Source organism: Streptomyces nogalater, assembly GCF_039532885.1.
GTDB classification, from domain to species: Bacteria; Actinomycetota; Actinomycetes; order Streptomycetales; family Streptomycetaceae; genus Streptomyces; species Streptomyces nogalater.
Window position 1 is genome coordinate 69154 of record NZ_BAAASM010000006.1, and the last position, 22930, is coordinate 92083.

General features: G+C 70.7%; 23 protein-coding genes and 1 tRNA gene. 8 read left to right on the top strand and 16 right to left on the bottom strand.

The window, feature by feature from the left end; genetic code table 11:
- Positions 1-8: 8 nt before the first annotated feature.
- Positions 9-347 (bottom strand): antibiotic biosynthesis monooxygenase family protein, encoded by a 339-nt coding sequence (locus ABD350_RS06095; protein WP_344346714.1) that lies wholly within the window; start codon positions 345-347, stop codon positions 9-11.
- Between the two features lie 86 nt (positions 348-433).
- Here ABD350_RS06095 and ABD350_RS06100 point away from each other — a divergent pair, with 86 nt between their 5' ends.
- A complete protein-coding gene (locus tag ABD350_RS06100) occupies positions 434-1483 on the top strand; it encodes a YIP1 family protein (RefSeq protein ID WP_344346716.1) in 1050 nt (349 codons plus the stop codon).
- A gap of 88 nt (positions 1484-1571) precedes the next feature.
- Here ABD350_RS06100 and ABD350_RS06105 read toward each other — a convergent pair whose 3' ends face one another.
- Positions 1572-2075, bottom strand: a complete 504-nt coding sequence (locus ABD350_RS06105; protein WP_181797374.1) for a phosphoribosyltransferase — start codon at positions 2073-2075, stop codon at positions 1572-1574.
- 13 nt (positions 2076-2088) lie between these two features.
- Positions 2089-2664, bottom strand: coding sequence for a dCTP deaminase (dcd, locus tag ABD350_RS06110; protein ID WP_030620657.1), 576 nt, complete (start codon positions 2662-2664; stop codon positions 2089-2091).
- A gap of 510 nt (positions 2665-3174) precedes the next feature.
- Between dcd and ABD350_RS06115 the strand changes: the two genes are divergently transcribed.
- Positions 3175-3248: transfer RNA gene (locus tag ABD350_RS06115), tRNA-Gly, on the top strand.
- Between the two features lie 627 nt (positions 3249-3875).
- On the opposite strand, the gene ABD350_RS06120 is transcribed toward ABD350_RS06115, so the two are convergent.
- From ABD350_RS06120 to ABD350_RS06135, 4 genes are all read right to left on the bottom strand, one after another.
- Entirely contained in the window at positions 3876-4694 is an 819-nt protein-coding gene (locus ABD350_RS06120) for an SPDY domain-containing protein (protein ID WP_344347042.1), read from the bottom strand.
- A gap of 199 nt (positions 4695-4893) precedes the next feature.
- Positions 4894-6045: a tyrosine-type recombinase/integrase gene (locus ABD350_RS06125; protein ID WP_344346717.1), complete on the bottom strand. Its 1152-nt coding sequence runs from the start codon at positions 6043-6045 to the stop codon at positions 4894-4896.
- Positions 6045-6257: an excisionase family DNA-binding protein gene (locus tag ABD350_RS06130; RefSeq protein WP_019983959.1), complete on the bottom strand. Its 213-nt coding sequence runs from the start codon at positions 6255-6257 to the stop codon at positions 6045-6047. Before ABD350_RS06130 ends, ABD350_RS06125 begins: the two co-directional genes overlap by 1 nt.
- A gap of 156 nt (positions 6258-6413) precedes the next feature.
- Entirely contained in the window at positions 6414-6671 is a 258-nt protein-coding gene (locus tag ABD350_RS06135) for a helix-turn-helix domain-containing protein (protein WP_085565766.1), read from the bottom strand.
- Positions 6672-7172: 501 nt separating this feature from the next.
- Between ABD350_RS06135 and ABD350_RS06140 the strand changes: the two genes are divergently transcribed.
- The 5 genes from ABD350_RS06140 to ABD350_RS06160 all read left to right on the top strand — a co-directional run bounded on the left by ABD350_RS06140 (position 7173) and on the right by ABD350_RS06160 (position 12598).
- Positions 7173-8081 (top strand): hypothetical protein, encoded by a 909-nt coding sequence (locus ABD350_RS06140; RefSeq protein ID WP_344346718.1) that lies wholly within the window; start codon positions 7173-7175, stop codon positions 8079-8081.
- On the top strand, positions 8078-8773 hold the full coding sequence (locus ABD350_RS06145; RefSeq protein ID WP_344347043.1) for an ATP-binding protein: 696 nt from the start codon (positions 8078-8080) through the stop codon (positions 8771-8773). Before ABD350_RS06140 ends, ABD350_RS06145 begins: the two co-directional genes overlap by 4 nt.
- Before the next feature lie 946 nt (positions 8774-9719).
- On the top strand, positions 9720-10217 hold the full coding sequence (mobC, locus tag ABD350_RS06150; protein WP_344346719.1) for a plasmid mobilization relaxosome protein MobC: 498 nt from the start codon (positions 9720-9722) through the stop codon (positions 10215-10217).
- A 58-nt stretch (positions 10218-10275) separates the two neighbouring features.
- A complete protein-coding gene (locus ABD350_RS06155; RefSeq protein ID WP_344346720.1) occupies positions 10276-12000 on the top strand; it encodes a relaxase/mobilization nuclease domain-containing protein in 1725 nt (574 codons plus the stop codon).
- Between the two features lie 202 nt (positions 12001-12202).
- Positions 12203-12598, top strand: coding sequence for a DUF6234 family protein (locus ABD350_RS06160; RefSeq protein ID WP_344346721.1), 396 nt, complete (start codon positions 12203-12205; stop codon positions 12596-12598).
- 19 nt (positions 12599-12617) lie between these two features.
- Here ABD350_RS06160 and ABD350_RS06165 read toward each other — a convergent pair whose 3' ends face one another.
- The 7 genes from ABD350_RS06165 to ABD350_RS06195 form a co-directional block, all read right to left on the bottom strand.
- Positions 12618-13307 (bottom strand): YdcF family protein, encoded by a 690-nt coding sequence (locus tag ABD350_RS06165; RefSeq protein WP_344346722.1) that lies wholly within the window; start codon positions 13305-13307, stop codon positions 12618-12620.
- Between the two features lie 233 nt (positions 13308-13540).
- On the bottom strand, positions 13541-14269 hold the full coding sequence (locus tag ABD350_RS06170; RefSeq protein WP_344346723.1) for a coenzyme F420-0:L-glutamate ligase: 729 nt from the start codon (positions 14267-14269) through the stop codon (positions 13541-13543).
- Positions 14266-15324: a glycosyltransferase family protein gene (locus ABD350_RS06175; RefSeq protein ID WP_344346725.1), complete on the bottom strand. Its 1059-nt coding sequence runs from the start codon at positions 15322-15324 to the stop codon at positions 14266-14268. The genes ABD350_RS06170 and ABD350_RS06175 overlap by 4 nt, the downstream gene beginning before the upstream one ends.
- Positions 15321-16199 (bottom strand): hypothetical protein, encoded by an 879-nt coding sequence (locus tag ABD350_RS06180; protein ID WP_344346726.1) that lies wholly within the window; start codon positions 16197-16199, stop codon positions 15321-15323. The genes ABD350_RS06175 and ABD350_RS06180 overlap by 4 nt, the downstream gene beginning before the upstream one ends.
- Entirely contained in the window at positions 16196-17422 is a 1227-nt protein-coding gene (locus tag ABD350_RS06185) for a methionine adenosyltransferase (RefSeq protein WP_344346728.1), read from the bottom strand. The genes ABD350_RS06180 and ABD350_RS06185 overlap by 4 nt, the downstream gene beginning before the upstream one ends.
- A complete protein-coding gene (locus ABD350_RS06190) occupies positions 17370-18305 on the bottom strand; it encodes a Gfo/Idh/MocA family protein (protein ID WP_344346729.1) in 936 nt (311 codons plus the stop codon). Before ABD350_RS06190 ends, ABD350_RS06185 begins: the two co-directional genes overlap by 53 nt.
- Complete coding sequence (locus ABD350_RS06195; protein ID WP_344347044.1) at positions 18302-19150, bottom strand: sugar phosphate isomerase/epimerase family protein; 849 nt, start codon at positions 19148-19150, stop codon at positions 18302-18304. The genes ABD350_RS06190 and ABD350_RS06195 overlap by 4 nt, the downstream gene beginning before the upstream one ends.
- A gap of 326 nt (positions 19151-19476) precedes the next feature.
- On the opposite strand from ABD350_RS06195, the gene ABD350_RS06200 reads away from it, so the two are divergent.
- On the top strand, positions 19477-20706 hold the full coding sequence (locus tag ABD350_RS06200) for a hypothetical protein (protein WP_344346730.1): 1230 nt from the start codon (positions 19477-19479) through the stop codon (positions 20704-20706).
- A 19-nt stretch (positions 20707-20725) separates the two neighbouring features.
- Here the strand turns inward: ABD350_RS06200 and ABD350_RS06205 are convergent, their stop codons facing one another.
- Positions 20726-21202, bottom strand: a complete 477-nt coding sequence (locus tag ABD350_RS06205) for a TrmO family methyltransferase domain-containing protein (protein WP_344346731.1) — start codon at positions 21200-21202, stop codon at positions 20726-20728.
- A 39-nt stretch (positions 21203-21241) separates the two neighbouring features.
- Entirely contained in the window at positions 21242-22720 is a 1479-nt protein-coding gene (locus ABD350_RS06210; RefSeq protein ID WP_486388602.1) for an NsdA family TPR-like regulatory protein, read from the bottom strand.
- Positions 22721-22930: the final 210 nt, after the last annotated feature.

The window sequence follows — 22930 nt, forward strand, 5'->3', positions numbered from 1 at the left end:
AATCCGGCTCAGGCGCCCTTGGGGCCGGCCTGCTGGACCACGTCGAAGGACCACAGGGTCGAGCCGGAGGCCGCCGGCTTCGGGCGCTCGCCGCCCTCGCCCCCGCCCGCGCCGCCGCCCTGGTGCGCGGCCTTCATCGGCCCCTCCATCCAGGCCTGGAAGGACTCCTCGTCCCGCCAGCGGGTGTAGACGAGGTACTGGTCGGTGCCCTCCACGGGCCGCAGCAGCTCGAACCACTCGAAGCCGTCGGAGTTCTCCACCGCGTGGGCCCGCGAGGCGAACCGCTTCTCCAGCACCTCCCGCTGCTCGGCGGGAACGGTCAACACGTTGATCTTCACTACGCTCATGGACCCATCCTGGACCATGACCCCCCGCCGAACGACGCGGAACCCCGAGGGAATTCGGGGTGGGACGCCGGACAGTCCCCTAGGGGATGTCACAGGTCGGCCGCAAAGCCGGGCGAAGGCCACAGGCCCCGTCACGCGGGCCGTCCGGACCAGGTACGTTCGATGACGTGGCTGGATTCAGGATCGGACGCGGGGGCCGGGACGACCGTACCCCCCAAGGACAGCAGGCGCCCCAGGGACCGGCGTACGGACACGGGCACGGCCCCGCACAGCCCGGGGGACCGGCGTACGGGCAGCCGCCGTACGGCCGCCCGGGCCCCTCGGGTCCCGCGGGCCCCTCGTACGGCTACCCGTCGGCGCCACAGCCGCCGTACCCGCATCAGGGACAGCCCTACGGCTACCCGGGCCCCGCGGACGACGGCCCCGAGTACTTCGGCGACGGCGGCCACCAGGGCGGCGGCCACGGCGGGCACGACCCCTACGCGGCGAACCAGCCGGGCCACACCCAGGCGTTCTCGGTCGACGAGGCCGCGAGCTACACGCAGGGGGCGACCTACCAGGCCGGCTCGGCTCCGGCGCCGGCCGCCCCGATCGGCCCGCCGCTGCACTGGAAGGACCTGCTGAAGGGAATCGTGCTCGCCCCGAACGACACGTTCCTGCGCATGCGGGACTACACGATGTGGATCCCCGCCCTCATCGTGACCTTCCTCTACGGCCTGCTCGCCGTCTTCGGCTTCGACGGCGCCCGCCAGGACGCGATCAGCGCGACGCTGTCCAACGCGGTGCCGATCGTGCTGGTGACGGCGATCGTGATGGTGCTGGGCCTGTTCGTCCTGGGCGCGGTCACCCACACCCTGGCCCGCCAACTCGGCGGCGACGGCGCCTGGCAGCCCACGGTGGGTCTGTCCATGCTGATCACGGCCCTCACCGACGCGCCCCGGCTGATCGTCGCCATGTTCTTCGGCGGCGACGCCGGCTTCGTCCAGATCCTCGGCTGGGCCACCTGGATCGGCGCCGGCGCCCTGCTGACCCTGATGGTCTCCCGCTCCCACGACCTGCCCTGGCCGCGCGCGCTGGGGGCGTCGGCGATCCAGCTGATCGCGCTGCTGTCGATCGTGAAGCTCGGCACGTTCTGAGAACACGCGCACGCGAAAGGGCCCCCGGCACACGGCCGGGGGCCCTTCGGTGTCCGTACCGGGCCGGTGCCCGTGACCGGATGCCCGGTCAGGCGTCGAGAACCTGCCCGGCCCGCTTCACGACGGGCGGCTCGACGCTCCAGGGGAAGTTGATCCAGTCGTCGGTCCGCTTCCACACGTACTCGCACTTCACGAGGGAGTGGGACTTCTCGTAGACCACCGCGGAGCGCACCTCGGCGACGGTGTCCAGGCAGAAGTCGCGGACGAGCTTGAGCGTCTTGCCGGTGTCGGCGACGTCATCGGTGATCAGGACCTTCTTGTCGGAGAAGTCGATCACGTTGGGGACGGGGGCGAGCATGACCGGCATTTCGAGGGTGGTCCCCACGCCGGTGTAGAACTCGACATTGACCAGGTGGATGTTCTTGCAGTCGAGGGCGTAGGCGAGCCCGCCCGCGACGAAGACACCACCCCGGGCGATGCTCAGCACGATGTCCGGCTCGTACCCGTCGTCGGCGATGGTCTGCGCCAGTTCGCGGATGGCGGTGCCGAACCGCTCGTAGGTCAGATTCTCCCGCACGTCTGCGCTGCTCATGCTGTAGTCGCCCTCACACCTGGGTCCGATGGAAATTGAGGAAGGACCGCGAGGCGGTCGGCCCGCGCTGCCCCTGGTACCGCGAGCCGTAACGCTCACTGCCGTACGGGGACTCGGCGGGCGAGGTCAGCCGGAACATGCACAGCTGGCCGATCTTCATGCCCGGCCACAGCTTGATGGGGAGCGTGGCGAGGTTGGACAGTTCGAGGGTGACGTGCCCGCTGAAGCCGGGGTCGATGAACCCGGCGGTGGAGTGCGTGACCAGCCCGAGCCTTCCGAGCGAGCTCTTCCCCTCAAGCCGCGAGGCGAGATCGTCGGGCAGCGTGATGACCTCGTAGGTGGAGGCGAGCACGAACTCCCCGGGGTGCAGGATGAACGGCTCGTCCCCGTCGGGCTCCACCAGCCGCGTCAGGTCCGCCTGCTCGATGGAGGGGTCGATGTGCGGGTAGCGGTGGTTCTCGAACACCCGGAAGTAACGGTCCAGCCGCACGTCGATGCTCGACGGCTGCACCATGGATTCGTCATAGGGATCGATCCGTACCCGCCCGGCGTCGATCTCGGCCCGGATGTCCTTGTCTGAGAGAAGCACGTAGCGAGGATACGCAAGGCGCGCGGAACCATCGCAATCACGACGGCGCCGCGCGCTCCCTGTCACGCCCCGGCTACGGCCGGTACCGCTCTCCTCCCGGCCGCCTACCGCTTCTCCAAGACGACAGGCACCGCGCTCCGCAGGCGGGCGCATCGCGGACACCGCACGAGCCGGCCGGGGCCCAGCCGCTCGGCCTGCTGCATCGGGAACGAAGCGGTGCTGAAGACGTGCCCGTCCGCGCAGCGGACGACGGTGCGTTCCATCAAGTCCCTCAAGTCCCTTCCCCAAGAGCCGCGTCCGGCGTTCTGCCCGGACGCCAAAAGCCACATTACGGGATCAAAGAGACGACTCTCCAGGCGGCACTCCGGCCCCCACGGTACGCCCCAACTCACCCCGCCCACAGCCGGATCCCACCCGAACCCACGACCCCGGCACACCACACTCCCGCGATGATGTAGAGTGAGCGAGCATCCGGACAAGGGCTCCTCCGAACCCTATGTCCGTACATACGCGGGTGTAGTTTAATGGTAGAACATCAGCTTCCCAAGCTGAGAGCGCGAGTTCGATTCTCGTCACCCGCTCCAGAGAGAAACCCCAGGTCAGCGGCCTGGGGTTTGTTTATTGTCTAGTCCAATTCGAGGGTGTCGTGCCCTTCGCGTGCCCTAAGTCGAGGCGAACGGGAGGGGCCGAGGAGCCTTGCGTGGCAGTTGGGAGCCATGCGGTCCCGGGTTATCTCGCATCGTGAGATCGATTTCGCGTGATCCGCGCCACAAGCGGGCCGGGTTCGTGTGACGTCGCGTACGCGAAGCCGGGTGCGGCTGCGTGCAGGGCCACGTGATGGGCCGGCCCTCGTCCAGCAACGGAGATCGAGGACGGTGCGGACCACTCCTAGCTTCCGTTCGCGGACCACCACCAACAGATCCGCCTCGGCTGACCGAGCGGGGGCAGCGGCGGGACCTTCAACGCCCTCGGCCCAGCAGAGGTCCCGGACCAGCTCACGGCCTCGCGGTTGTCCAACGTCCCGACGGCTGCCGTGCCAACCTCGGCGATGTCCACGCTTTCCGAGCATGGTAAAGCCCGGCACCCAATGGGATGCCGGGCTTCGCCATTCCGGTCGGGGCGGAAGCGACCGGGGCCATGTCGTAGTTCGGGCGCGTAACGGCCCCGGTCCACAGGCCCTCGGATTTATCCGCCCGTATCGGGCTGGGCCGTCAGATGGCCGGAGCGCGCAGGAGGCGGTCACGGGTGCTCTCCGGGAGCACCCGGCGCAGGACTGGCGCGGTGGAGCTGACCGAGCGGGCGAAGGCGGCGACCAGGTCGTGGGGGACGCCGGAGCTGAAGGATGCCGCCCACAGGCAGCGCCCGCCGAGCACCGGCTCGGCCCACGCCTGCCACCCGTCCAGCTCGTCCCCCACGTCGCGGGTGAGGGCCTGGGGGTCGCCGTCCTGGATGAGGGGCGGCACCGTGCCGTAGCTGAGGTGGGTGGTGAAAGTCGCGTCCATCGCTCCCGTGTGCGGCTGGTCGATGTCGAGAAGCCAGCCGTGCCCGGTGACGGCCTCAAGGACCAGCTCGGTGCCGCCGAACGGAGTTGCGGGGTGCCGGCGTGCGTCGAGCGCGACGAGGAAGTCGGCGATGGCCTCCCCGGGGATATCGGAGGTGAAGTACGCCGACCACTGCGCGAGCGGGCTGCTCGTGTCGGCGCGGGCCGATACGTGCCAGGCGATCGGCAGGTCCCCGAGCAGGAACGGCTCGTCCGCCAGGACCCATTGGGCCCACCGCAGAGTGTCGGGGCTGAGGTGCAGGACGGTGCTGCGCACAACCTGCCGGTCCTCCGGTGCCTCCTGCGGCTCCCGCAGGCCGCGGACCATCGTCAGACTCGTCCAGCCCATAGCGGTGAGGGTGTCGGCGACGGTGTCGTAGAGGCGACCGTCGTCGCCGGCCAGGTGGCGGGGGCCGACCCAGCAGATCACCGGGATGCGGCCGGGGGTGGAGGGATCGAGCGGGATGTCGGGGTTCAGGGGCACCTCCAGGGTGAGGGGATCTACTGGCCTCCGCACGCGGTACGGCGGGGACAAGGCGGTGGCTGAACGGGAGACTGCCAGGCCAGTTTTACGGCGACCGCGGGCGGCTCCTGACAGCGAACCCCGAGGAAGTCCGTGGGCATCACCCGGGAAGTGCTGTGCCGTGAGCCGGACAGGTTGCGCCGACCGGACCCGCGTGCGTGCGTCCTTATCCTTCGCGCGTCGTGCGCTTGCCGGCGAGCGACTCGTTCAGTTGCTGCCGGACCTCGGCGTCGATGCCCTGGGCCAGCTTGCGCTGGTGCTTCGCCGTCGAGTGCTGGTAGATCAGCTGGGCGCGCTCCGAGGACTGGCCGGCGCGGACCATGAGGTCCTTCAGCTTGGCGCCGGTGTCGGCGGCGAGGGTGTTGCCAGTGTGCCGGAGGTCGTAGAAGCGGAAGTTGTCCGGCATGCCAACCTGCTTCCTGGCCTTGCGCCACTTGCGGCCGAAGGTCGAGCGGCGGAACGGAGCGCCCTTCTCACCGACGAAGAGGAGGCCGTCCGGCTCCTTCTCCGCGAACCACCGAAGGTGCCGGCGCAGCTCAGGCAGCAGGAAGTCGGGCAGGTACACCGTGCGCTTGCCCGCGCGGGTCTTGGGGGCGCCGGTGACCCGCTTGCCGTTCGTCAGCTCCGGTGACGCGTGCGTGATCCGCAGGGAGCACTCGTCGAGATCGACACTGTGCCGGCGCAGCTCGGCCAGTTCCTCGGGGCGGAGGGAGGCGAAGGCGCCGAGCAGGACCATGAGCCGCCAGCGCGGGCCCATGGCGTCGGCGAGGTCGAAGACCTGCTCCACGGTCGCGGTGGGGCGCTCGTCGGCCTCCTCTTTGCCGGCGCCCTTGATGCGGCACGGGTTGGTCGGGAGCAGGTCGTCGTCGACCGCGGTCTGGAGGATCGCCTTCAGCAGGCGGTACGACTTGGCGACCGTGGTGGCGCCCGTCGCCTTTCGCCGTTCGGCACGCCAGGCGCGGACGGAGGGCGGGGTGATCTCGTCCAGATCCTTGCCGCCGAACGTTGGCAGGATGTGCAGGCGGAGCAGGCCGCTGTAGCGGTCGACCGTGGTCGGCGCCAGGCCGCGCTCTTCCAGCCACCGCAGGGCGTACTTCTCGAAGTTGACCGCGCCGGCGTCCGGGTTCCGCCACTGGTTGCGGTCGATGTCCGCGCGGACCAGGTTGAGCCAGTCCTGCGCGTCGGTCTTGGTGTCGAACGTCTCGGGGGCCTTGTGGCGGGTCCCGTCCGGGCCGACGTAACGGGCCTGCCACCGGCCCGAGGCGAGCCGGCGTACGGTGCCGAACTCGCGTCGGCGCTGTGGTCTGCGTCCTGCCATCAGGCTGCCCTCCCGTACCGCAGGCGGGTGCGGCGGACGGGCTCGACGGTGCGTGCCTCGATGTACTCGGTGACGGCGCTCTCCGGGATGCGGACCGGGCGGCCGAGCTTGACGTAGCGGATGCGGCGTTCGGCGATGAGGCGGCGCACGAACCGTTCGCCCGTGCCGAGTTGTTCGGCGGCTTCGCCCACCGTCAGCAGACGGTCAGCCATGGGTGATCACCTCCTTCGGGGCGCGCTGAAGACAGAAGCGGGCAGGGGGTATTGCGGGTGGGCGCAAGTGCGGTGGCTCCTCACTCGGGGCGGAGGCGGGGCGGCGGTTCTGGAGGTGGGGTTTGGGCGGGGGGGGTCGGGGTGGCGGAGTCGGGTTCAGGCGGTCGCCGGGCCGCGGAGGAGGGCCGGGACCGGCACGTGCAGCGCCTGTGCGATGGCGACCAGGTCGTCGATGTCGCAGCGGCGCTGGGCGCGTTCGATGCGGGACAGCATCGTGTTGGACATCGGCCGGCCGAGAGCGGTGACACGAGCGGCAAGCTCCCGCTGCGGGAGACCGCGCTCGGTGCGGAGAATTTCGATGTTTCGGGCGGCCCTTATTCCGGCTGGGCCGATTTCCAGTGAACGTGCTGCCATGGCTCCGTTGTAGCGTGCACTCGCCGGTTTGGTTAACCGGCGATCGTCGGCTATGTTGCGCCCCACGCACACGGCACGCGGGGGTACGCCCCTCTCGTCAGCCCGCGCGTCGAGCAGCGCCGACAGGGTGTCTGACGTGGGGTGTTGTGTTGTAGCTTCGCCGCCCGCAGACGTCAACGGTTTGCCGATGTGATCCTTCTGGCTCGGGTTTCCGGGCAACTATTTGGTCAGCGGCCGATCGTGCCCTACCGTTTTCCCACCGCCCTCTCCGACCTGTTTTCCGACCGCCTTTCTGCCGTCAGAGATCTGGCCGTTTGGGGATGGACTTATCCGCACTGGGTGTGGCTATGTTGACGACAGCCCCGGAAAAGCCGCGGTCGGCTCAGCGAGCCGCGCGGCAGCCGGTCGGCAACTCCCCCACACCTGACGCCCCCACCGCCCCCGTCGACGGTGAGCCATGGGTGCCCGCCCCCTGGCCACCGAGTGAGGACCGCCCCGCTCTTGGCACGAATCCGCACCATCAAGCCCGAAGCCTTCGTCTCCGAGTCCCTGGCCGCCGTCTCCCTGACCGCCGAGCGCACCTTCTTCGGCCTGCTCACCCAGGCCGACGACCAGGGCCGCCACCGCGACCACGCCGCGATCATCGCCGGGCAGCTGTGGGTCCTGCGCCCCGAACACACCCCCGCCGACGTCGAGAAGGACCTCGCCCAGCTCGCCGACGCCGGCCTCATCTGCCGCTACACCGGCCCGGACGACAAGCGCTACCTGCACGTCGTCACCTGGCACCAGCACCAGAAGATCAACCGGCCCAGCAAGAGCCGGCTCCCCGCATGCCCCCACCACGACACCGTCGGCGGCGCCGCACGAGCCGGCCTCACCGAGGCCGCACCGCTACCTCACGGAACCCTCCGTGAGGGCTCCCGCCAACAGCAGGAGACGGCCGTGAATCGCGGAGACGACAGCGAAACCGCAGGTCAGAGCGGTTTCACGAAGCCTTCCGTGAAGGCGCACGACCCGCTCACGGAGCAGTCAGTGAGTCCTCAGGGTCCGGATCTAGGACCTAGGAACATGGATCTAGGAAGTACCCCATCGGGGGGCGCAAGCGCCCCCGCACCCGACACCGTCTCGGCCAAGCAGCTCATCGCCGAGTACGCCGCCGCTTGCGCCCACCGTCCGCCCAAGGACGTCCTGGACCATCTCGGTCGCGAGGTACGCAAGCTGCTCGACGAGGGGATCGACCCCGCACACGTCCGGGCCGGCCTCGCGCTGCACCGCGCCAAGGGGCTGCACCCCCGCATCCTGCCGAGCCTCGTGCACGAGGCCATGAACGCCGCCCCCGCCAGGCAGGTTGTCCACAGGTCGTGGACAAACCCCGCCGATGTCGCCGCCGCCTATGGAGACCAGCTCTGACCGCCACCCTCACCCGCGAACCCCAGCAGGTCGGGCCCATCGCCGCCCGCCTCAACGGCATCCTGGCCAGGCGGGGCATCGACCCCACCACAGCGGCTGCCGGGGAATCCCCGGCCGAGCCGGTCACCGCCCTGGAACTGGCCGACGCCCGCATCCCCGCCCGCTACCGCCGTGCCCTGGCCGGCCACCCGCAGATCACCGCCTGGGCCGACGAGATCGCCCGAGCCGGCCGCCCCGGCCCCGGCGGACCCGGTATCGCGGAAGGCCCGTCGCTGCTGATCGCCGGTCCCACCGGCACCGGCAAGACCCACCAGGCGTACGGCGCCATCCGCACCCTCCTCGCCCGCGGGGTCCGCCTGCGCTGGGAAGCCACCACCACCGCCGACCTCCACGCCCGCCTGCGCCCCCGCGCCGGCCACGACACCGAACGCGACCTGCAGACCCTGGCACGCAGCCCGCTGCTGCTCCTGGACGACTTCGGCGCGGCCAGGACCAGCGAGTGGACCGAGGAGCTGACCTACCGGCTCATCAACCACCGGTACGAACACATGCTCCCCACCCTCATCACCACCAACCTCCCCACCGCCGAACTCCGCACCACCCTCGGCGACCGCGTCGCCTCCCGCCTCGCCGAGATGACCGAACGCGTCATCCTCGACGGCCCCGACCGACGCCGTCACCGGCCCACCTGACCGGGCAGCGGTCCGCCGGCCACGGGGGCGGACCTCCGAGGGGCTTTCATCCGGGGACCGGAGTGGTGCCCGGGACCGAACGCGGGGGCAGACGACCGACTCCGGGGACCGGGACCGAGGGCGGAGACCGAGCACGGGGACCGGGGACCGAGCACGGGGACCGGTCCCCAAGGAGCGGGGACCATCCGGGGACCAACGCAGCGACAACCCGTCGGGGACCAAGGCCCGACTCGGGGACCGAACCTAGGGACCGGGGACCGGGGACCGAACCTGGGGACCGGGGACCGGGGACCGAACCTGGGGACCGGGGACCGGAATTCGATCGGGGACCGGGGACCGGTCCCCAGCGCACCCATCGGTCCCGGGGACCGGTCCCGGCGAAGCAGCAGGTCACGCGGCCTATGGACGCGTTGAAAGTGGAGCGCGACGGGGACCGGCGTCAGCGTCGGGATGAAGTCCGGGGACCGGGAATCGGGGACCGACCCTAGGGGACCGGGGACCGGGGACGGGGGCCGGGGACCGATCCCAGGGGACCGGGGACCGGGGACCGAACCCGGGGACCGGTCCCCAACGGGCTCATCGGATGCGGGGACCGAGACCGCCGGTCCCCGCACTTGCGGGTCCGGCATCCGCCGATGACCCATGCCGGTCCCCGCACGTCAGCGCCCAGCAGTAGTGGGGACCGGTGCCACTCTCGGCTCGGTCCGAGAACAGCCCCACCCCCACCTGACAGCCGTCCGGGCCCTCTCTTCCCGCGAGTCACACAACACCACACGACAGGCCATGCCTCAGCTGGCCGAGAGAGACCTCCGTGCACCAGGCAAACCACGACACTCCCCCCAGCCCCCGCCGGGACACCACCACCCCGGCCCCAGGCGGAGCAAGTTATCGGCCAAGACACTCTTCCCTGCCGGGGAAGGCGTCCTGGCCGGAGACCGCCCCGGGGGTGGCGGGAGCGGACCAGCACCAGGAGGCGCTGGGCCGTCAGGCAGCGACCGAGGGCGGATCGCAGCCGGAGGAGAAGCCGTCACCGCGCAAGCCCCGCGCCACGAAGAAGACCTCGCGCAAGCGCTCGCCGAAACCGACCGCGCACAAGCGCGACTACGTATGCAGCGTCCGCCTGAACGACGACGAGAAGACCCAACTCGCCACCGCCGCTCGCGCGACCCGTACGAGCCTGCCCGCCTTCCTCGCCCGCAGCGGCCTCGCCGCCGCCCAGGACCTCGACAGCACCGCCGCCGCCATCGCCGGCCACCGTGAGCTGGTCACCGAACTGTTCGCCGCGCGCCGGCACCTCGGGCAGGTCGGCAACAACCTCAACCAGATCGCCCGCGCCCTCAACACCGGTGCTCACCCCGCCGAACTCGACGCGGTCGTCACGGCGGTCCAGCGCGCCGTGAGCCGCGTGCAGGCAGCCACCGACCGACTGCTGGAAAAACACTGACCCAGCATCTGGACGACGCCCCGCCCCCACCACCCCAAGCAACGGCCTCGGACTGCAGATGATCCCCCGGATACAGAAGCGCGGGCAGCGCACCATCGGCCTCCTGGCCTACCTGTACGGTCCCGGCAAGCACGAAGAACACGACGACCCGCACCTGGTCGCCTCCTGGGACCACAACGCACCCGACCCCGGCCGCGACCCCTCCGCCACTCTCAAACAGCTCCAGCAGCTCCTGGACCAGCCCGTCGACAACCTCGACCAGGCCGAGCGGCCGAAAAAGCACGTGTGGCACCTGTCCGTCCGCAACGCCGCCGAGGACCGGCTCCTGACCGACGAGGAGTGGGGCGAGGTGGCCCGCCGGATGGTCGCCGCCGCCGGCATCGACGACCCCGACCAGGACGCGGGCTGCCGATGGGTGGCCGTCCGGCATGCCGACGACCACATCCACATCGTCGCCACCCTCGTCCGCGAGGACGGCTACAAGCCCGACCTCGGCCACGACGCCGCCCGCGTCCAGGCCGAGGCCCGCACCCTGGAGGTGCAGCTTGGCCTGCGCCGCCTCAACAAGGGCGACGGCACCGCCGCCCAGCGGCCCACCAGCGCCGAACGCCACAAGGCCGACCGGCAGGGCCGCGAGCGCACCGTCCGGGAGGAACTACGCGAGACCGTACGGCGGGCGGTGGCCGGCACCGTCGGCGAGGAGGAGTTCTTCGACCGGCTGGCCGCCGCCGGCCTGATCGTCCACAAGCGCATCGCGCCATCGGGCGATCTCCTCGGCTACAAGGTCGCCCTGCCCTTCGACCGCAACAAAGACGGCGAGCCCGTGTTCTATTCCGGCTCGCGCCTGGCCCCCGATCTGTCCCTGCCCCGCATCCGCGAACGCTGGCCCGGCCACACCACCGACCAGCACAGCCACAAGCCGTCGGAGCCGGCCACGAACACGACGCTCAGTGACCCGGCGACGGCACGGCGTCGAGCAGCCACGGCGGCCTGGCAGACGATCCTGGTCATCGATCGCGACGAAGAGGCGACGGTGGCCGCGCACATCGCTGCCGCGGGCGAGGTCCTGGACGCGCTCGCAGCTACCTCAGCCGCCCCCACCCGACGCGAACTACGCGAAGCCGCCTTCGCGTTCGAGCGCGCCACACGCTCCCACATCCGCTCGCAGCACGGGCATGACCAGGCACTACGGCGGGCCGCCCGCGACCTCGTCCGCAGCGGACCGGCCCTCGGCCGCGGGGAGGACGGAGCGACCACCGCCATGGTGGTCGACATGCTGTTCTTCCTCGTCACCGCCGCCACCCACTGGCACGCGAAGAAGGGCCACGCCCAACAGGCAGCCGCCGCCCGCCAGGCAGCAGAACACCTGCACGCCGCATACCAAGCAGCAGCCGCCCAACCCCTCGGCGCCCTCTACCAGCGCGGCCGACGCCTGAGCCGACCACTCCTCCAACGGCACACGGCCATGCTGCGCAAAGCCGTACCGGAGCTGGCCGAGCAGGTTCTCAGCGAGCCCGGCTGGTACGCGCTCGCCACCACCATCACCGACGCCGAGGCCGCCGGCCACGACCCCGCAGCCCTCCTGACCGCCGCCGCCGGACGACGGGAACTCGACACGGCGCAGTCCGTAAGCGACGTGCTGGTATGGCGTCTACGCCGCACCGCCGGCCTACCCGCCGACACCAGCCACGCGGACGCTGGCAGCCACACAGCGGGACACCCGGCCAACCCAGCGGCGCAGCACACACAGGGCCGGTCCGGGACCCGGCTGGGCCGACCTTAGCTGCGGACCCGTTACCTCAAGCCCTTGGTGATGCAGGGGGATGAAGGCCGCTGCACGGCGGATCACCCCAGGACCGGGACCGCAGGCAACGCCTTCGCGAGCGCTCTCGGGCAGGGTGCCGCAGGCGGAGAGCTGGCCGCGGCGCTCACGGTTGAGTACAGGTACTCATGCGCACCGGCATCACTCGCGGCACCGTGCATCCATGACCGACATCCCGGCCCAGAGACGGCGCCGCCCCTGGTCGCACCGGACCCGCCTGGGCGTGGACCTCGCCTTCGCCATCCCGTTGTTCCTGCTGGAGGCCGGGTGGCTCGCGCTGGACGCGGTATACGGCTACGGCCTCGACGTATGGGCAGCACAAGGCGAGCAAACGCACATCGACGCGGCCGCTCTCGCGTACATGGGGCGACTGCGGACACTACAGATCACCGTGCTCGTCCTGGCAGTTCTCGCGGCGGTCTCCCGCGCCCGATGGACCGTGATCACGCACCTGCTGGTCGCCCTCCTGGCAGGCGGAACACTGATGGCCGCACAGCACGACTGGGACTACAGACACGCTTCGCCACCCGGATGTGTCCGCTACGGCCCGAACTGCTGAGCCGGGCCGTGTCTCCAGTTCAGGTGCTGATGAGGCGGCTGTCGAAGCCGGCGCCGACGAGGCGCTCGTAGGCGTCATACACATCCCCCGGGACCTCCTGCTCGACGGCGAAGCCGAGCTTCGGGTACTCGATCACCCGTTGCAGATCGCCTACGAGCATGTCCACGACCAGCTTCTCGTCACCGATGGACTCGATGTAGTCGTCCAGCTCCAGCGGCTCGGAAGCGCACACGACCTCCACCTCGGGCCAGAGCTTGCGGCAGGTGGCGTACGAGCGCCGCTCCATGTACGGCTTGGAGATCAGCAGCAGCGACTCGACCGCGACGCCGGCCTCGGCCAGCAGCTCCCGCGAGAAGGTGATGTTCTGCCCGGTGTTCGCGGCCTTCGGCTCGACCAGGATCGCCTCGTCCAGCACACCCAGGTTCAGCGCGTGCTCGCGGTAGTGGACGGCTTCGCCCCGTGGGAAGCGGGCACGGGTCGTGGGGCTGTTGCCGCCGCTGAAAACCAGGACCGGAAACAGGCCGGCGCGGTAGAGATGGGCGGCCGTGGTCGCCACTCCGAGATCGTGGCTGCCCAGGCCGATCGCCGCCGAGCAGGGCCGCTGTTCATGGCCCATCTGGTGATAGTTCCAGATCAACGTCGCGTCGTGGAACTGCTCGTCGGTGATCTGGCGCTGCTCGCGCTGCGGCACTGGCACTCCCTGGCTCATCCCTACCGGCCTTTCCGGATGCCCTCGACGCTGCGCAGATGGTGGCTCAGCCCGTACTGCCGGGCCACCTGCGCTGCCTGATCGAGGACGGGCAGCCCATCATTCCGGGCCACCCAGGTTCCGAGGGCGTGGTTCCCAGCCGCCGCGCCCCGAGTCGCGAACTGGTAGGCGGTGCAGCGCTGGCGAGAGTGGCTGGTCGATACAAGGCCGAGAGCGGCGAGCGCTTTTTCGGTTCACGACCTGTGATGGAGCATCGCGGTCACGCCCTCGTCGCTGGAGTCGTAGGCGATGCCGCGCAGGACCGCGACCGGGGCGCCCCGTCCGCGCTGGCCGAGGATGATGCCGGCTGCCGCGGCGATGAGGTCGGTGAAGGTCTCCTCCTGCCGTTTGCCGCCGTGCTCCGTCACCCGGAGGGGCGCCACACCTGCCGCGCCGATAGAGATGACGGTGGCGCCGCGCCTGTCGGCGCGGCCGTCGGAGTCCGCGATGACCACGGCGACGGTGGCGCCGGAATAGGTAGTCAGAGCGTCGCGCAGGGAGCGGGCGGAGGCGTCGGGGTCTGCGGGCAGCAGCCAGGCGCCTTCGGTGCCGGCCCGGTCGATCCCGGCGGAGGTGAGCTGGTAGCCGAGCGTGTGGCGGGCGATGATCGGCCCCTTTTCGGTGGCCAGGAAGTGCTCGGTGGAGGAGTCGAGGATCAGTTGCACGATTTCGGCGGACTTTCCCGTCCTGGCGGACAGGGCCAGGGCGTCGGGGCCGGGAGTGACGTCAGCCAGGTCGACGTACCGCTTCTCCGCCACGGACACGGCCTTGCTGGCGACGACGACGATGTCTCCGTCACGCAGTTCGGTGCCGGTGCGGCTGAGGACACCGGTGATGGTGCCGGCGAGATCGTCGCCCGGCTGGAGTTCGGGGAAGGGCTCCAGGGCGAAGGCGGAGAAGCCGGAGGTCGGGGCGGCGGTCATCGGCGGGCTCCTGCGGCGGTGAGGACGGCGGTGTGCAGGCGGGCGTGAGCAGTGGCGAGTAACTCGGCCCGCTGTCGCGGCGCGGCGTACTGTCCGGTGGTGAGCCAGTCGGCCACACGGCGGAGGTAATGCGCCCACAGCCGGCGGGTCGCTTCCACCGCTGGAATCCCGGAGCGGACGGCGTGCCAGGCGTCTACGGCGGGCTGCGGCCACGGGTGTTCATCGTATCCGTCTGGGTGTTGGCCAAGGCTCTCCAGCGTGGTGAGCATGGTCTGGAGGCGGGCGGGCTCGACCGCGCGGTAGGAGACGCGGTACGTGGTCGTGTCACCGCCCGGCGGTACGGGCGGTGGTGTCCGCGTCGCGGTCAGGTGCAGCAGGACGGGGACGGCCTGGTGGTAGATGGCCGGGAGGTGGGGGAAGGAGCTGGCGTGCTGCTTGGGCCTGTCGATCCGTACGGAGGCAAGGGGCCCGATGGCAGTGGCGGTGAGCAGGAGGAATGCGTCGATGCCGTAGCCGTCCACGCATTCCGGCAGTTCCTGTGGCAGGGCTTCGACGGCGCGGAGGACAGCAGCGAGCGTCTGGGGGGACAGGGCCAGGTCGCCTGCGAGGGGCTGGGGCACGTCGTGGCCAGTGGTGGCGGCGATCAAGGGCCGGGCGAGGTGGTTGGTGAGGTTGGCTTCGTCCCAGTGCCTCGGGTAGTCAGCGATCGCCAGGGCGGCTCCGGACCGTACGTGGTCCAGCAGGGCGGCGTAGGCGGCCGGGTCGGGGTTGCGGGTGTCGGTGTCCGCGATCAGTACCACCTCGGCGTCGGCGAGTTCCGGACGGCGGGCGGCGGCCAGGATCTGGGTGCCCTTGCCCCGCGTAAGGCCCGCCAGCGGCACCTTCTTCGCCCGGGTGCCGGTCGCGGCGAAGTTCTCGGTGGTGGTCAGCGTGTCGGAGGAGTCGGCGTTGACGATGACCGCCGGCACGTTGCCGAGGGCGGTGTCGACGGCGGTGGTGACGGCGCTGATGGTGGCCGGCTCGTTGCGGCTGGGCAGGATCGCGGCAGCCTTCATGTGGTTCCCTCTTTGGTCAGCAGGTCGGCGGCCGTCTCGGGGTCGGGGGCGTACAGGTAGTCGAACCGGCAGCCCGCGAGCGCGGTGATGAGGTGACTTCGCCAGCTGGCCAGGTCGGGGGTGTCCAGCGGCCACACCGGTCCGTACGGCACTCCCGAGACGCCGGTCACCGGAGTGGGCAGGCCGGAGATGTAGCGGGCCAGCATCTCGTGCAGCCGCAGCCGCTCGTTCACCGAGAGCGGCACTGCGGGCGTCATTGACGCTTGCGCCAGAGCCGGGTGGACAGCCACGCGCACGACCCTCGCCAGTGAAGCCGGGCCGGTGGCGAACGGCTCCAGAAGGTGGCGGAGCTTGGGCGCGAGGGGTCGGGTCGGGTCGCGGATGGCTGCGGTGGGCTTCCCCGGCCACACCGCAAGGCCGCCGTTCCCCCACTCGCCGAGGACGACCAGGTCGTCACCCGCGTGGGTCCAGCCGCGGGCCGCGAGGGCGATCGCGGTGGACGTCTTGCCGGCACCCTTCGCTCCGATCAGCAGTACCACCTGTCCGTCGGGTGCGATCAGGGCGGTGGCGTGCACGGTGACCTTGTGCTGCTGCTGGCGGATGCGTTCGGTCGCGGTGTAGGTGGCGTACGCCAGGGTGTCCGAGGCGGCCACGGCGGCGGGAAGTCGCAGGCGCACGGTGTCCTGCTCGATGGTGACGGCCGCCGCCCCTGTGGTGATCTCGAGGTCGGCCGCCTCCTTGGTGTCCAGCGCCGCCTCCAGGGTCCAGCCGCCGGGCAGGGACCGGTCGGCGGCCTGCGCGGGCGCGGTGTCCAGTGCCTCGGGCAGTAATAGGAGGGCCGAGACGTGGCCGGTGGTGAGTCGGTGCGCGGTCATCCGGCAGCCCGTTCCAGTTCAACGAGCAGATTCTCGACCGGTTCGATGGTGGGCAGGTAGCGGCCGGCCAGCAGGTCATCCATCCAGTCGGTCTGGGACAGCGCGGCCCGCACCAGTTCCTCCGTCGCCCCGGGCGGTGCCGGGTGGGCGGTGGTGATCTCGATCGAGGCCGGGTCGTGGTACGCGGCGCCGTTGCGCCACAGCAGCCCGATGCGGCACGGGCCGAACTCGGCGGCCACCGTACGGGCGGCGGTATCGGCGAGCCAGCCGCCCACCTTGCCGACGTGGTAGGCCGGGTTCTTCCCGAAGGTGGCCTCGTTGCCCGCGAGGTGGGCGCCGCTGATCACTCCCGTGCGGGCGTTGCCCCGGCCGACCAGCCCGTCCTCGCCGTAGTCGACGGCCGATCCGGAGAGCGTGAAGTACTGGCCGGAGATCGGGCCGATGCGGCTGCCGCGGGTGTTGCACACCACTGTCGCCCTGCCCGGCAGCCGTTCGGCCAGCAGCTCGGTCAGTTCGCCGGCCGCGGCGGTGACCGCGTCGTCGAATTCGGCCGCGCTGGTCAGCTGTCCGGCCAGAGCGGGCACGCACACGGTCACCGTCCAGGTCGCGCCATCGCGGACGGCGAGGGCCTTGATGTCGCTGCCCGCCCAGGGCAGGCGGCGGAACCACGCCTCGGCCAGCAGCACCACGGTCTCGGTGGCCGTGCGCGGGGCGGAGCCGACGAGGTAGGCGGTGTCGTTGGAGAACGCCCGGGGCCGCTCCGGCAGATCCCCCAGCGATCGCGGGGCGAACCAGTGCGGGAACTTGGAGGAGTCGGTCGTCTCGTGCCGGACCTCCAGCCTCACGCGGTCGAAGCCCGGCAGCGCGGTGCGCAGGTGGTCGACGGCCGCCTGTTCCAGGATGTCCCGCACCGGCAGCGGATGCCCGGCGAAGGTGGTGGAGATCCGGCCGCCGAACACGACCCGCAACGGCCGGTCGTAGACGCCGTCGGTGTCGGTGAACGCGGCCCGGCCACCGAGTACGGCGACCTTGTCCAGGTTGTGGTGCAGTACCGCCCCCGCCACGTCCAGACAGTGCCGGCTGTAGCGGATGGAGGCGAGTTCGGCGATGCCGTCGGCGAGGGTGTCGGGGTGGCCGATGCCCTTGCGTTCGACGACCTCGACGGGCAGTTCATGCGGCAGCGGAGTCCGTAACCCGTACGACGCGGGCGTCACGGTAGACACGGTCGATCACCTCCAGCGGGCGCCGCAGCGCCGTCAGCGGGAACAGGCAGGGATGGGGCGGACGCCCGTCGGCGGCGTCCAGAACTGCGGCGTACATCGCGCGCCGCAGTTCCTCATGGGTGGGAGCGGTGGCCGGGGGGCCGAGTCCGGCTTCGAGGTTCCGGCCGCGTGCCTGAAGGAGGCGTCCGTCGGCGAGGTGGAGGGCGAGTTCGTGGACCGCCGGGCCAGAGTGGTCCACGCGTGCGTCGATGTGCACCGGGGTCCCGCCGGTCAAGGTGACGACGGCTGTGACTCGGTCCTCGATCTCGGCCAAGCCCCGGCGGTGCGCGACCTCTGCGTCGACCGCCTCGACGTCGCCGGGGACGATCCGCAGGGCGAGTGCCAGGCCGTGGATGGCCTGCTGGTGCAACACTCCGCCGGCGGTGGCGTAAGTACGGCGCCAGCCGCGGAAGTAGCCGCGATCGCGTCGCACGGCCAGCATCACGTCCGCGCGTACGACGGCCGGAGGTGAGCCGAGCAGATGATCGAGACCGGGGGCGAAGTGCGGCTGGAACGCGACGAAGATCCGTTCGTCGCCCGACCGGGGTGTCAGGGCGGCGGGGGCGGTGGTGGCGGGCTTCTCCACGAGCACCGTGGCCCCGGCTTGGGCGGCGTTCCGGGCTACGGTCAGGGCGGTCCCGGGTGGGGTGGCCACCACTACGAGGTCCGGTGCCAGAGACTTCAGTGCCACCCGCCAGGAGGCGAACACCGGAACGCCCCTCGGGACGTCGGTGCGCGGGGCAGGGTCGGCGACCCCCGCGACCATCACGCCAGGCGTGCCGGCGAGGGCAGCGAGGTGCTTGGCACCGACCTCCCCGGCCCCGGCCAGCAGCACCCGCTTCACGCGACGCCGCCCGGGACGGCCGAGCGCAAGAACGCGGCACCCGCTGAGAGCGCGTCGGCGGGAGCGTCGCGCACATGGGTCTCCAGCGCGTACGGCAGCGCCGGGTGAACAGCGTGCAGCAACGGGAGCACCTGGTCGTACGGCACCACGCCCTCCCCGGCCGGGCAGAAGACCCGGCCGCCGCCGTCGGTGGGCTGGTAGTCCTTGACGTGCACGTACCCCACGTAGGGGGCCAGGGCCTTCACCGTGCCGCGGGTGGCCTGGCCGACTTCATGGAGGTTCGCCACGTCCAGCCACAGCCCCAGACCCTGCCCGCTGTAGCGCTCCAAGACCTGAAGGAGCGGTTCAGCGTGGGCGACGGTGCACACCGGCTCGTTCTCCAGCAGCAACCGCACCCCGGCCGTGGCTGCCGCTTCCAGGGCCTTGGCCAGCAGCGGGTCACCGAGCAGCTGCTCGGTCAGCTCCGGCGCGACGCGCAGGTGGGAGAAGATCCGCACGATCGGGGCGCCGAGGGTGCGCGCGGCCTCGATGGCCCGCTCGATCCAGCCCAGCCGGTCCTCGGGCGGGACCTGGGTGGGGAAACCGAAGGTGTCGACTCTCCCTGGCGTGGCTTCGGGACGGCACCACTTCCACAGTGGTGAGGCAAGCGCCGCCACCTTCAGGCCGCGCTCGTCGGCCAGGGCTCGGATGTGCCGCAGCCGGTCGGCGGGCAGCGTCACGGCGTTGGCGCCCTCGGCCGAGCGGATCTCCAGATGCCCGATGCCCAGTTTCATTGCCAGGTCCATGCCCAGCACCAGGTCGGGGCCGAGTTCGTCGGGGTTGAGCACGAGGGTGTTGGTCGGCATTCGGTTCACGGCCGTCATCTCCTTCGGTGGCACGGGTGGGGGAGGCCCGGTGCCGGCGTTCTTCCGTCCGGCACCGGGCGCTCAGGGGCTGTCAGTCAGTGGCGACCTCAGTTGCCACCGCCCGGAGGCGGCGGGGCCGGCGGAGACGGAGGAGGGGGTGGGGGCTGCGGCCCCCGAGCGGGAGCCGGAATGACGGCGGCGTGCATCTTCACCTCCAGCGGTGAGAAGGAAGGCCCCTACCATCCCCACGCACCCCTTTGACGGGACATCCCGCCAACTGCCCCAAACACAGGGCACATTCCGCCCGCTGGCCGTCTGTTGGACACATGGCCACTCCCCCGACGCGGCTCTCCCCGGAGGAAGTCCGTGCCGAGTTGTTGCGGCTCCGCCAAGGCCCCGCTCTCGGCCACCCCGGAGCCGTCACCGCGCTCAGCGTTCCTCTGAAGTCGCTGCTGCTCGCCCGGACCCCGACGCTGTCCCACACGGCGAGCGAGACCACACGCCTGGTGGCCGCATTGCGCAGGGCGATCGACGCGCTGACCCCGCACGAGCGCCGTTATGCCGCCGCGGACTTCAACCTGCTGGGTGAGCACTCCTGGCCGACGCTGACCGAGCGGCAGGAATCCCTCGCCCGAGTGCTGGGCTGCTCGGCCAAGACCGTGCGCCGTCACGCTGGACAGGCACTGGACACGCTGGCCCTGCTCATCTCCGACGGCAGCTACGTCACCGAGACACCCGCACCGGCCAGCGCTGCCCCCGTCACCGGGACGGCCCCGGACGACGGGACGAGCCGGTTCTTCGGCATCACCACCGGCTCCCGCGTGGACGTGATCTGCTCCGCCCTCCCCGTCACCGACCGGCCCAGGCAACACCCCAGCGACCCGCTGTACGCCAGATATGCCGGCTTCGCCGACCTGGACGCGCTGTTCTACGTCCGCGTCCACCTGGCCCAGAGATTCCCTGCGGCCACCATCCGCGACTTCCACCCCGGCGAGTACTACAACGCCGAACCCGACAGCCTGATCATCCTGGGCGCCCCGGACCGCAACTCCGCGTACGCCGAGTTCGGCCCTCACCTGCCCTACCGCTTTACCCCGCCCTCGGATCCGGCCATCACCTTTTCCGACGGTCAGGAGATCCGCCTGGCCCCTCTGTGGGCACCGGAGGGTGAACTGCTGGCCGACCTGAGCGTGATCACCCGCCTCACCCTCGACCAGGGCACCACCGTGGTCCTGATCGGCGGCTGCCTCACCCTGGGTGTCCTCGGCGCCGCCAAGTGCCTGCTCAACGGGGACCGTGGCCGCCGCAACACCGCGTACCTCGACGCCGCAGCGTCCGGCGGTGACCTCGTCGCCGTCACCGCCACCCGCAAAGTCGGCGGCATCACCGACACTCCCGACCTGGCAGCCACCGAGCCCCTGCTTCTACTCACCCGGGACCCGGCGGGCAACTTCACCACCCGCCTGGACAACACCGCCCGCTACACGGTCGGACAGCCGACCCAGAACCGGTTCAACGCGGGGCAGTGCGCTCCGGGCCCCGGATGGAGAGCGTGACGGTCCCGGCCTCGGGTGCTTAAGAGGTCTTGTCCGCCCAGTAGTCCTTCAGCATCTCCCCAGGCCAGGAGGGCTCCCGCACGGGTCCCCGCGGTCCCATCTCCTCGAAGTACGGCGACAGGTCGTAGATCTTCGTGCCGACGACGGCGTCCAGGTCGGTCACATGCAGCCTGAGCCCGTCGATCTTGAGGAGCCGGGGGAAGCTCTGCGCGAGCTGGTTGGGGCGGCGGTGATTGCGGTGCGCGAACGTTCCCGTGGCCGGCCAGTCCGGGTTCCCCCTCGGACTGCGCGCGTGATACTCGACGTCACTGGGCGATGCCTTGTCGAAGTGCCACACGACCACCAGGTGCGAGAACTCGTCCAGTCCCTGCACGGAGTCGAGAGAGAACTCCGACTCATCGAGCTGGATCACGGACTCGACGCCACCCCAGTAGTCGTCCGCCACCTCGGTGCGTCCTTCGACCACCGTTCCGATCGGCCTGATCTCCAGCACCACGGCACCAACCCTCCGACTCGCCCTTAACGACGCGCCTGATCAATCTACTTGGGCGAGATACGTCGCCGCGCGGGCGTCGAGAGCGCTGACCGCGCGGATCCCGCGCTTGCGGTAGGGCGACAGCAGGTGCCGCATGTCGACGACCGTCTGCCGGGCCCGGCCGGAGTAGATGCCGTCTTCCATCGCGTCCAGAACACTGGTCCAGGTCGCGCACGCCTCCTCGACTGCGCCCTGGGCGATCTGGGTCGCGCCCATGTACCCAAGGGTGACGGCATGGGTGCGCCGGAACGCCGCTCCGCGCGTCCGCACAGACCGCCGGAACTGCTTGACCGCACGCTGATGGTCGCCGAGGTCACGCAGGGTGCAGGCGGTTTCATGGGCCAGGGAAGCCTCGCCGAAAAAGAACGTCCGGTCCGGCTCCCGGATACCGTCGTGCGCGTTCGAGAGATCGTCCTCAGCCCGCAGCAGTGCCTGGGCGGCTTCCTGGCGGCGGTCGTTCGCGGCCAGGGTGCGGGCGTGCACCACGCCAAGCAGGGCTCGCTCGCGCGGGGTGGCAGCCGCGTACCGCTGGCCGTGCACCGACGCCTGGGCGATGTGGAGGGCTTCGCGCCGGAACCCGAGGTCGAGCGCTTGGTGCGCCATCGCCCGCAGGATGTGCCCGCTCAAGGGAGCGTCGCCGGCCCGCGCCGCCAGTTTCACCGCGGTGTTGAAGCGCTCGAGTGCCACGGCGTGTTCGCTGTTGTCGAAGGCCATCCAGCCCGACACGTAGGCTAGTTCCGCTGTGGCGGAGAACATGGCTCGCCGGCTCTGCTCGTCGGTGAACCGCCCGCGAAGGAAGCGCAGGGCCTCATGACGCAGGTACTCGTCGACCGCCCGCCGCCCGTGGCCGCCACCGCGCCGCTGGTCCATGCGTGAGAACGCGAGAGTCAGCTCCCGAACGGTCTCGACGTCTCCCTGACCAACACGTCTACCCCCGGCTCCCGCGTCCGCCGGCGGTCGGGACATCGCCTCCCACCACGTCTCGTCCGGCAGGACCAATACCGCGGCGGAGTAGACCCCGTTCCTCAGCAGCCGACGCCGGTCCGTGTCCAATCCGCTCCCCAAATCCTTCAGCGCGATCAAAGGGTCGACGTGCCAGTCCAGTGCTCCGTGCGCCGGTGAGGTGGAGGCCGCTAACCCAGCCTCCTGGGCCGTGATTTCACGTTTCAGACGACGGGACAGCGCCTCGCACAAGATAGCGGGCGCGATGCCCGACGGACGCGCTCCGCCCACCCACATGCTCACGTGCGAGCGCCCGATCCTGGAGTTCTCCCGTACCTCGCCGTTCAGCGTCTCGGCGGCGACACGGTTGTACGCGGTGGCCGTCTGCGCCCGTGTCCAGCCGGCTTCCAGCAAGAGCGCGGCTAACCGCTCGTTCCTCTCGCGCGCCATCCTGCGCCCCCAGCGTTGAAAGCGATCTCCGACCAGGTTGTCCGGCCCGCTCCAGCAGCGGCAAGGCGGAACCAGATACGTGTCCACCGTAGATGCGGGCCTGCCGTTGGGTATGCGTAAGACCGCGGAACGTCACTCAGTGGTGGCTTCGGATAGGCAGGGCCAGCACGAGACGGTCCTCGGCCTCCGTACCGGGATACGGACACCTCCGCGCGTCGCGTCCCGGCCGACGTCGGCACTTTCTGCCTGATCCCGTGCCGGTTTCCGGTGGGGACCGTCCCCAGGACCCCCGTGGAC

Bases quoted from the DNA above. Each gene is read 5' to 3' on its own strand.
- ABD350_RS06170 (WP_344346723.1), bottom strand. From the start codon at position 14,269: ATGACCGCCGCCCCGACCTCCGGCTTCTCCGCCTTCGCCCTGGAGCCC.
- ABD350_RS06200 (WP_344346730.1), top strand. From the start codon at position 19,477: ATGGCCACTCCCCCGACGCGGCTCTCCCCGGAGGAAGTCCGTGCCGAG.
- ABD350_RS06180 (WP_344346726.1), bottom strand. From the start codon at position 16,199: ATGACCGCGCACCGACTCACCACCGGCCACGTCTCGGCCCTCCTATTA.
- ABD350_RS06175 (WP_344346725.1), bottom strand. From the start codon at position 15,324: ATGAAGGCTGCCGCGATCCTGCCCAGCCGCAACGAGCCGGCCACCATC.
- ABD350_RS06100 (WP_344346716.1), top strand. From the start codon at position 434: ATGTCACAGGTCGGCCGCAAAGCCGGGCGAAGGCCACAGGCCCCGTCA.
- ABD350_RS06095 (WP_344346714.1), bottom strand. From the start codon at position 347: ATGAGCGTAGTGAAGATCAACGTGTTGACCGTTCCCGCCGAGCAGCGG.
- ABD350_RS06135 (WP_085565766.1), bottom strand. From the start codon at position 6,671: ATGGCAGCACGTTCACTGGAAATCGGCCCAGCCGGAATAAGGGCCGCC.
- ABD350_RS06155 (WP_344346720.1), top strand. From the start codon at position 10,276: ATGATCCCCCGGATACAGAAGCGCGGGCAGCGCACCATCGGCCTCCTG.
- ABD350_RS06130 (WP_019983959.1), bottom strand. From the start codon at position 6,257: ATGGCTGACCGTCTGCTGACGGTGGGCGAAGCCGCCGAACAACTCGGC.
- ABD350_RS06125 (WP_344346717.1), bottom strand. From the start codon at position 6,045: ATGGCAGGACGCAGACCACAGCGCCGACGCGAGTTCGGCACCGTACGC.
- ABD350_RS06195 (WP_344347044.1), bottom strand. From the start codon at position 19,150: ATGCCGACCAACACCCTCGTGCTCAACCCCGACGAACTCGGCCCCGAC.
- ABD350_RS06105 (WP_181797374.1), bottom strand. From the start codon at position 2,075: ATGAGCAGCGCAGACGTGCGGGAGAATCTGACCTACGAGCGGTTCGGC.
- ABD350_RS06160 (WP_344346721.1), top strand. From the start codon at position 12,203: ATGACCGACATCCCGGCCCAGAGACGGCGCCGCCCCTGGTCGCACCGG.
- ABD350_RS06165 (WP_344346722.1), bottom strand. From the start codon at position 13,307: ATGAGCCAGGGAGTGCCAGTGCCGCAGCGCGAGCAGCGCCAGATCACC.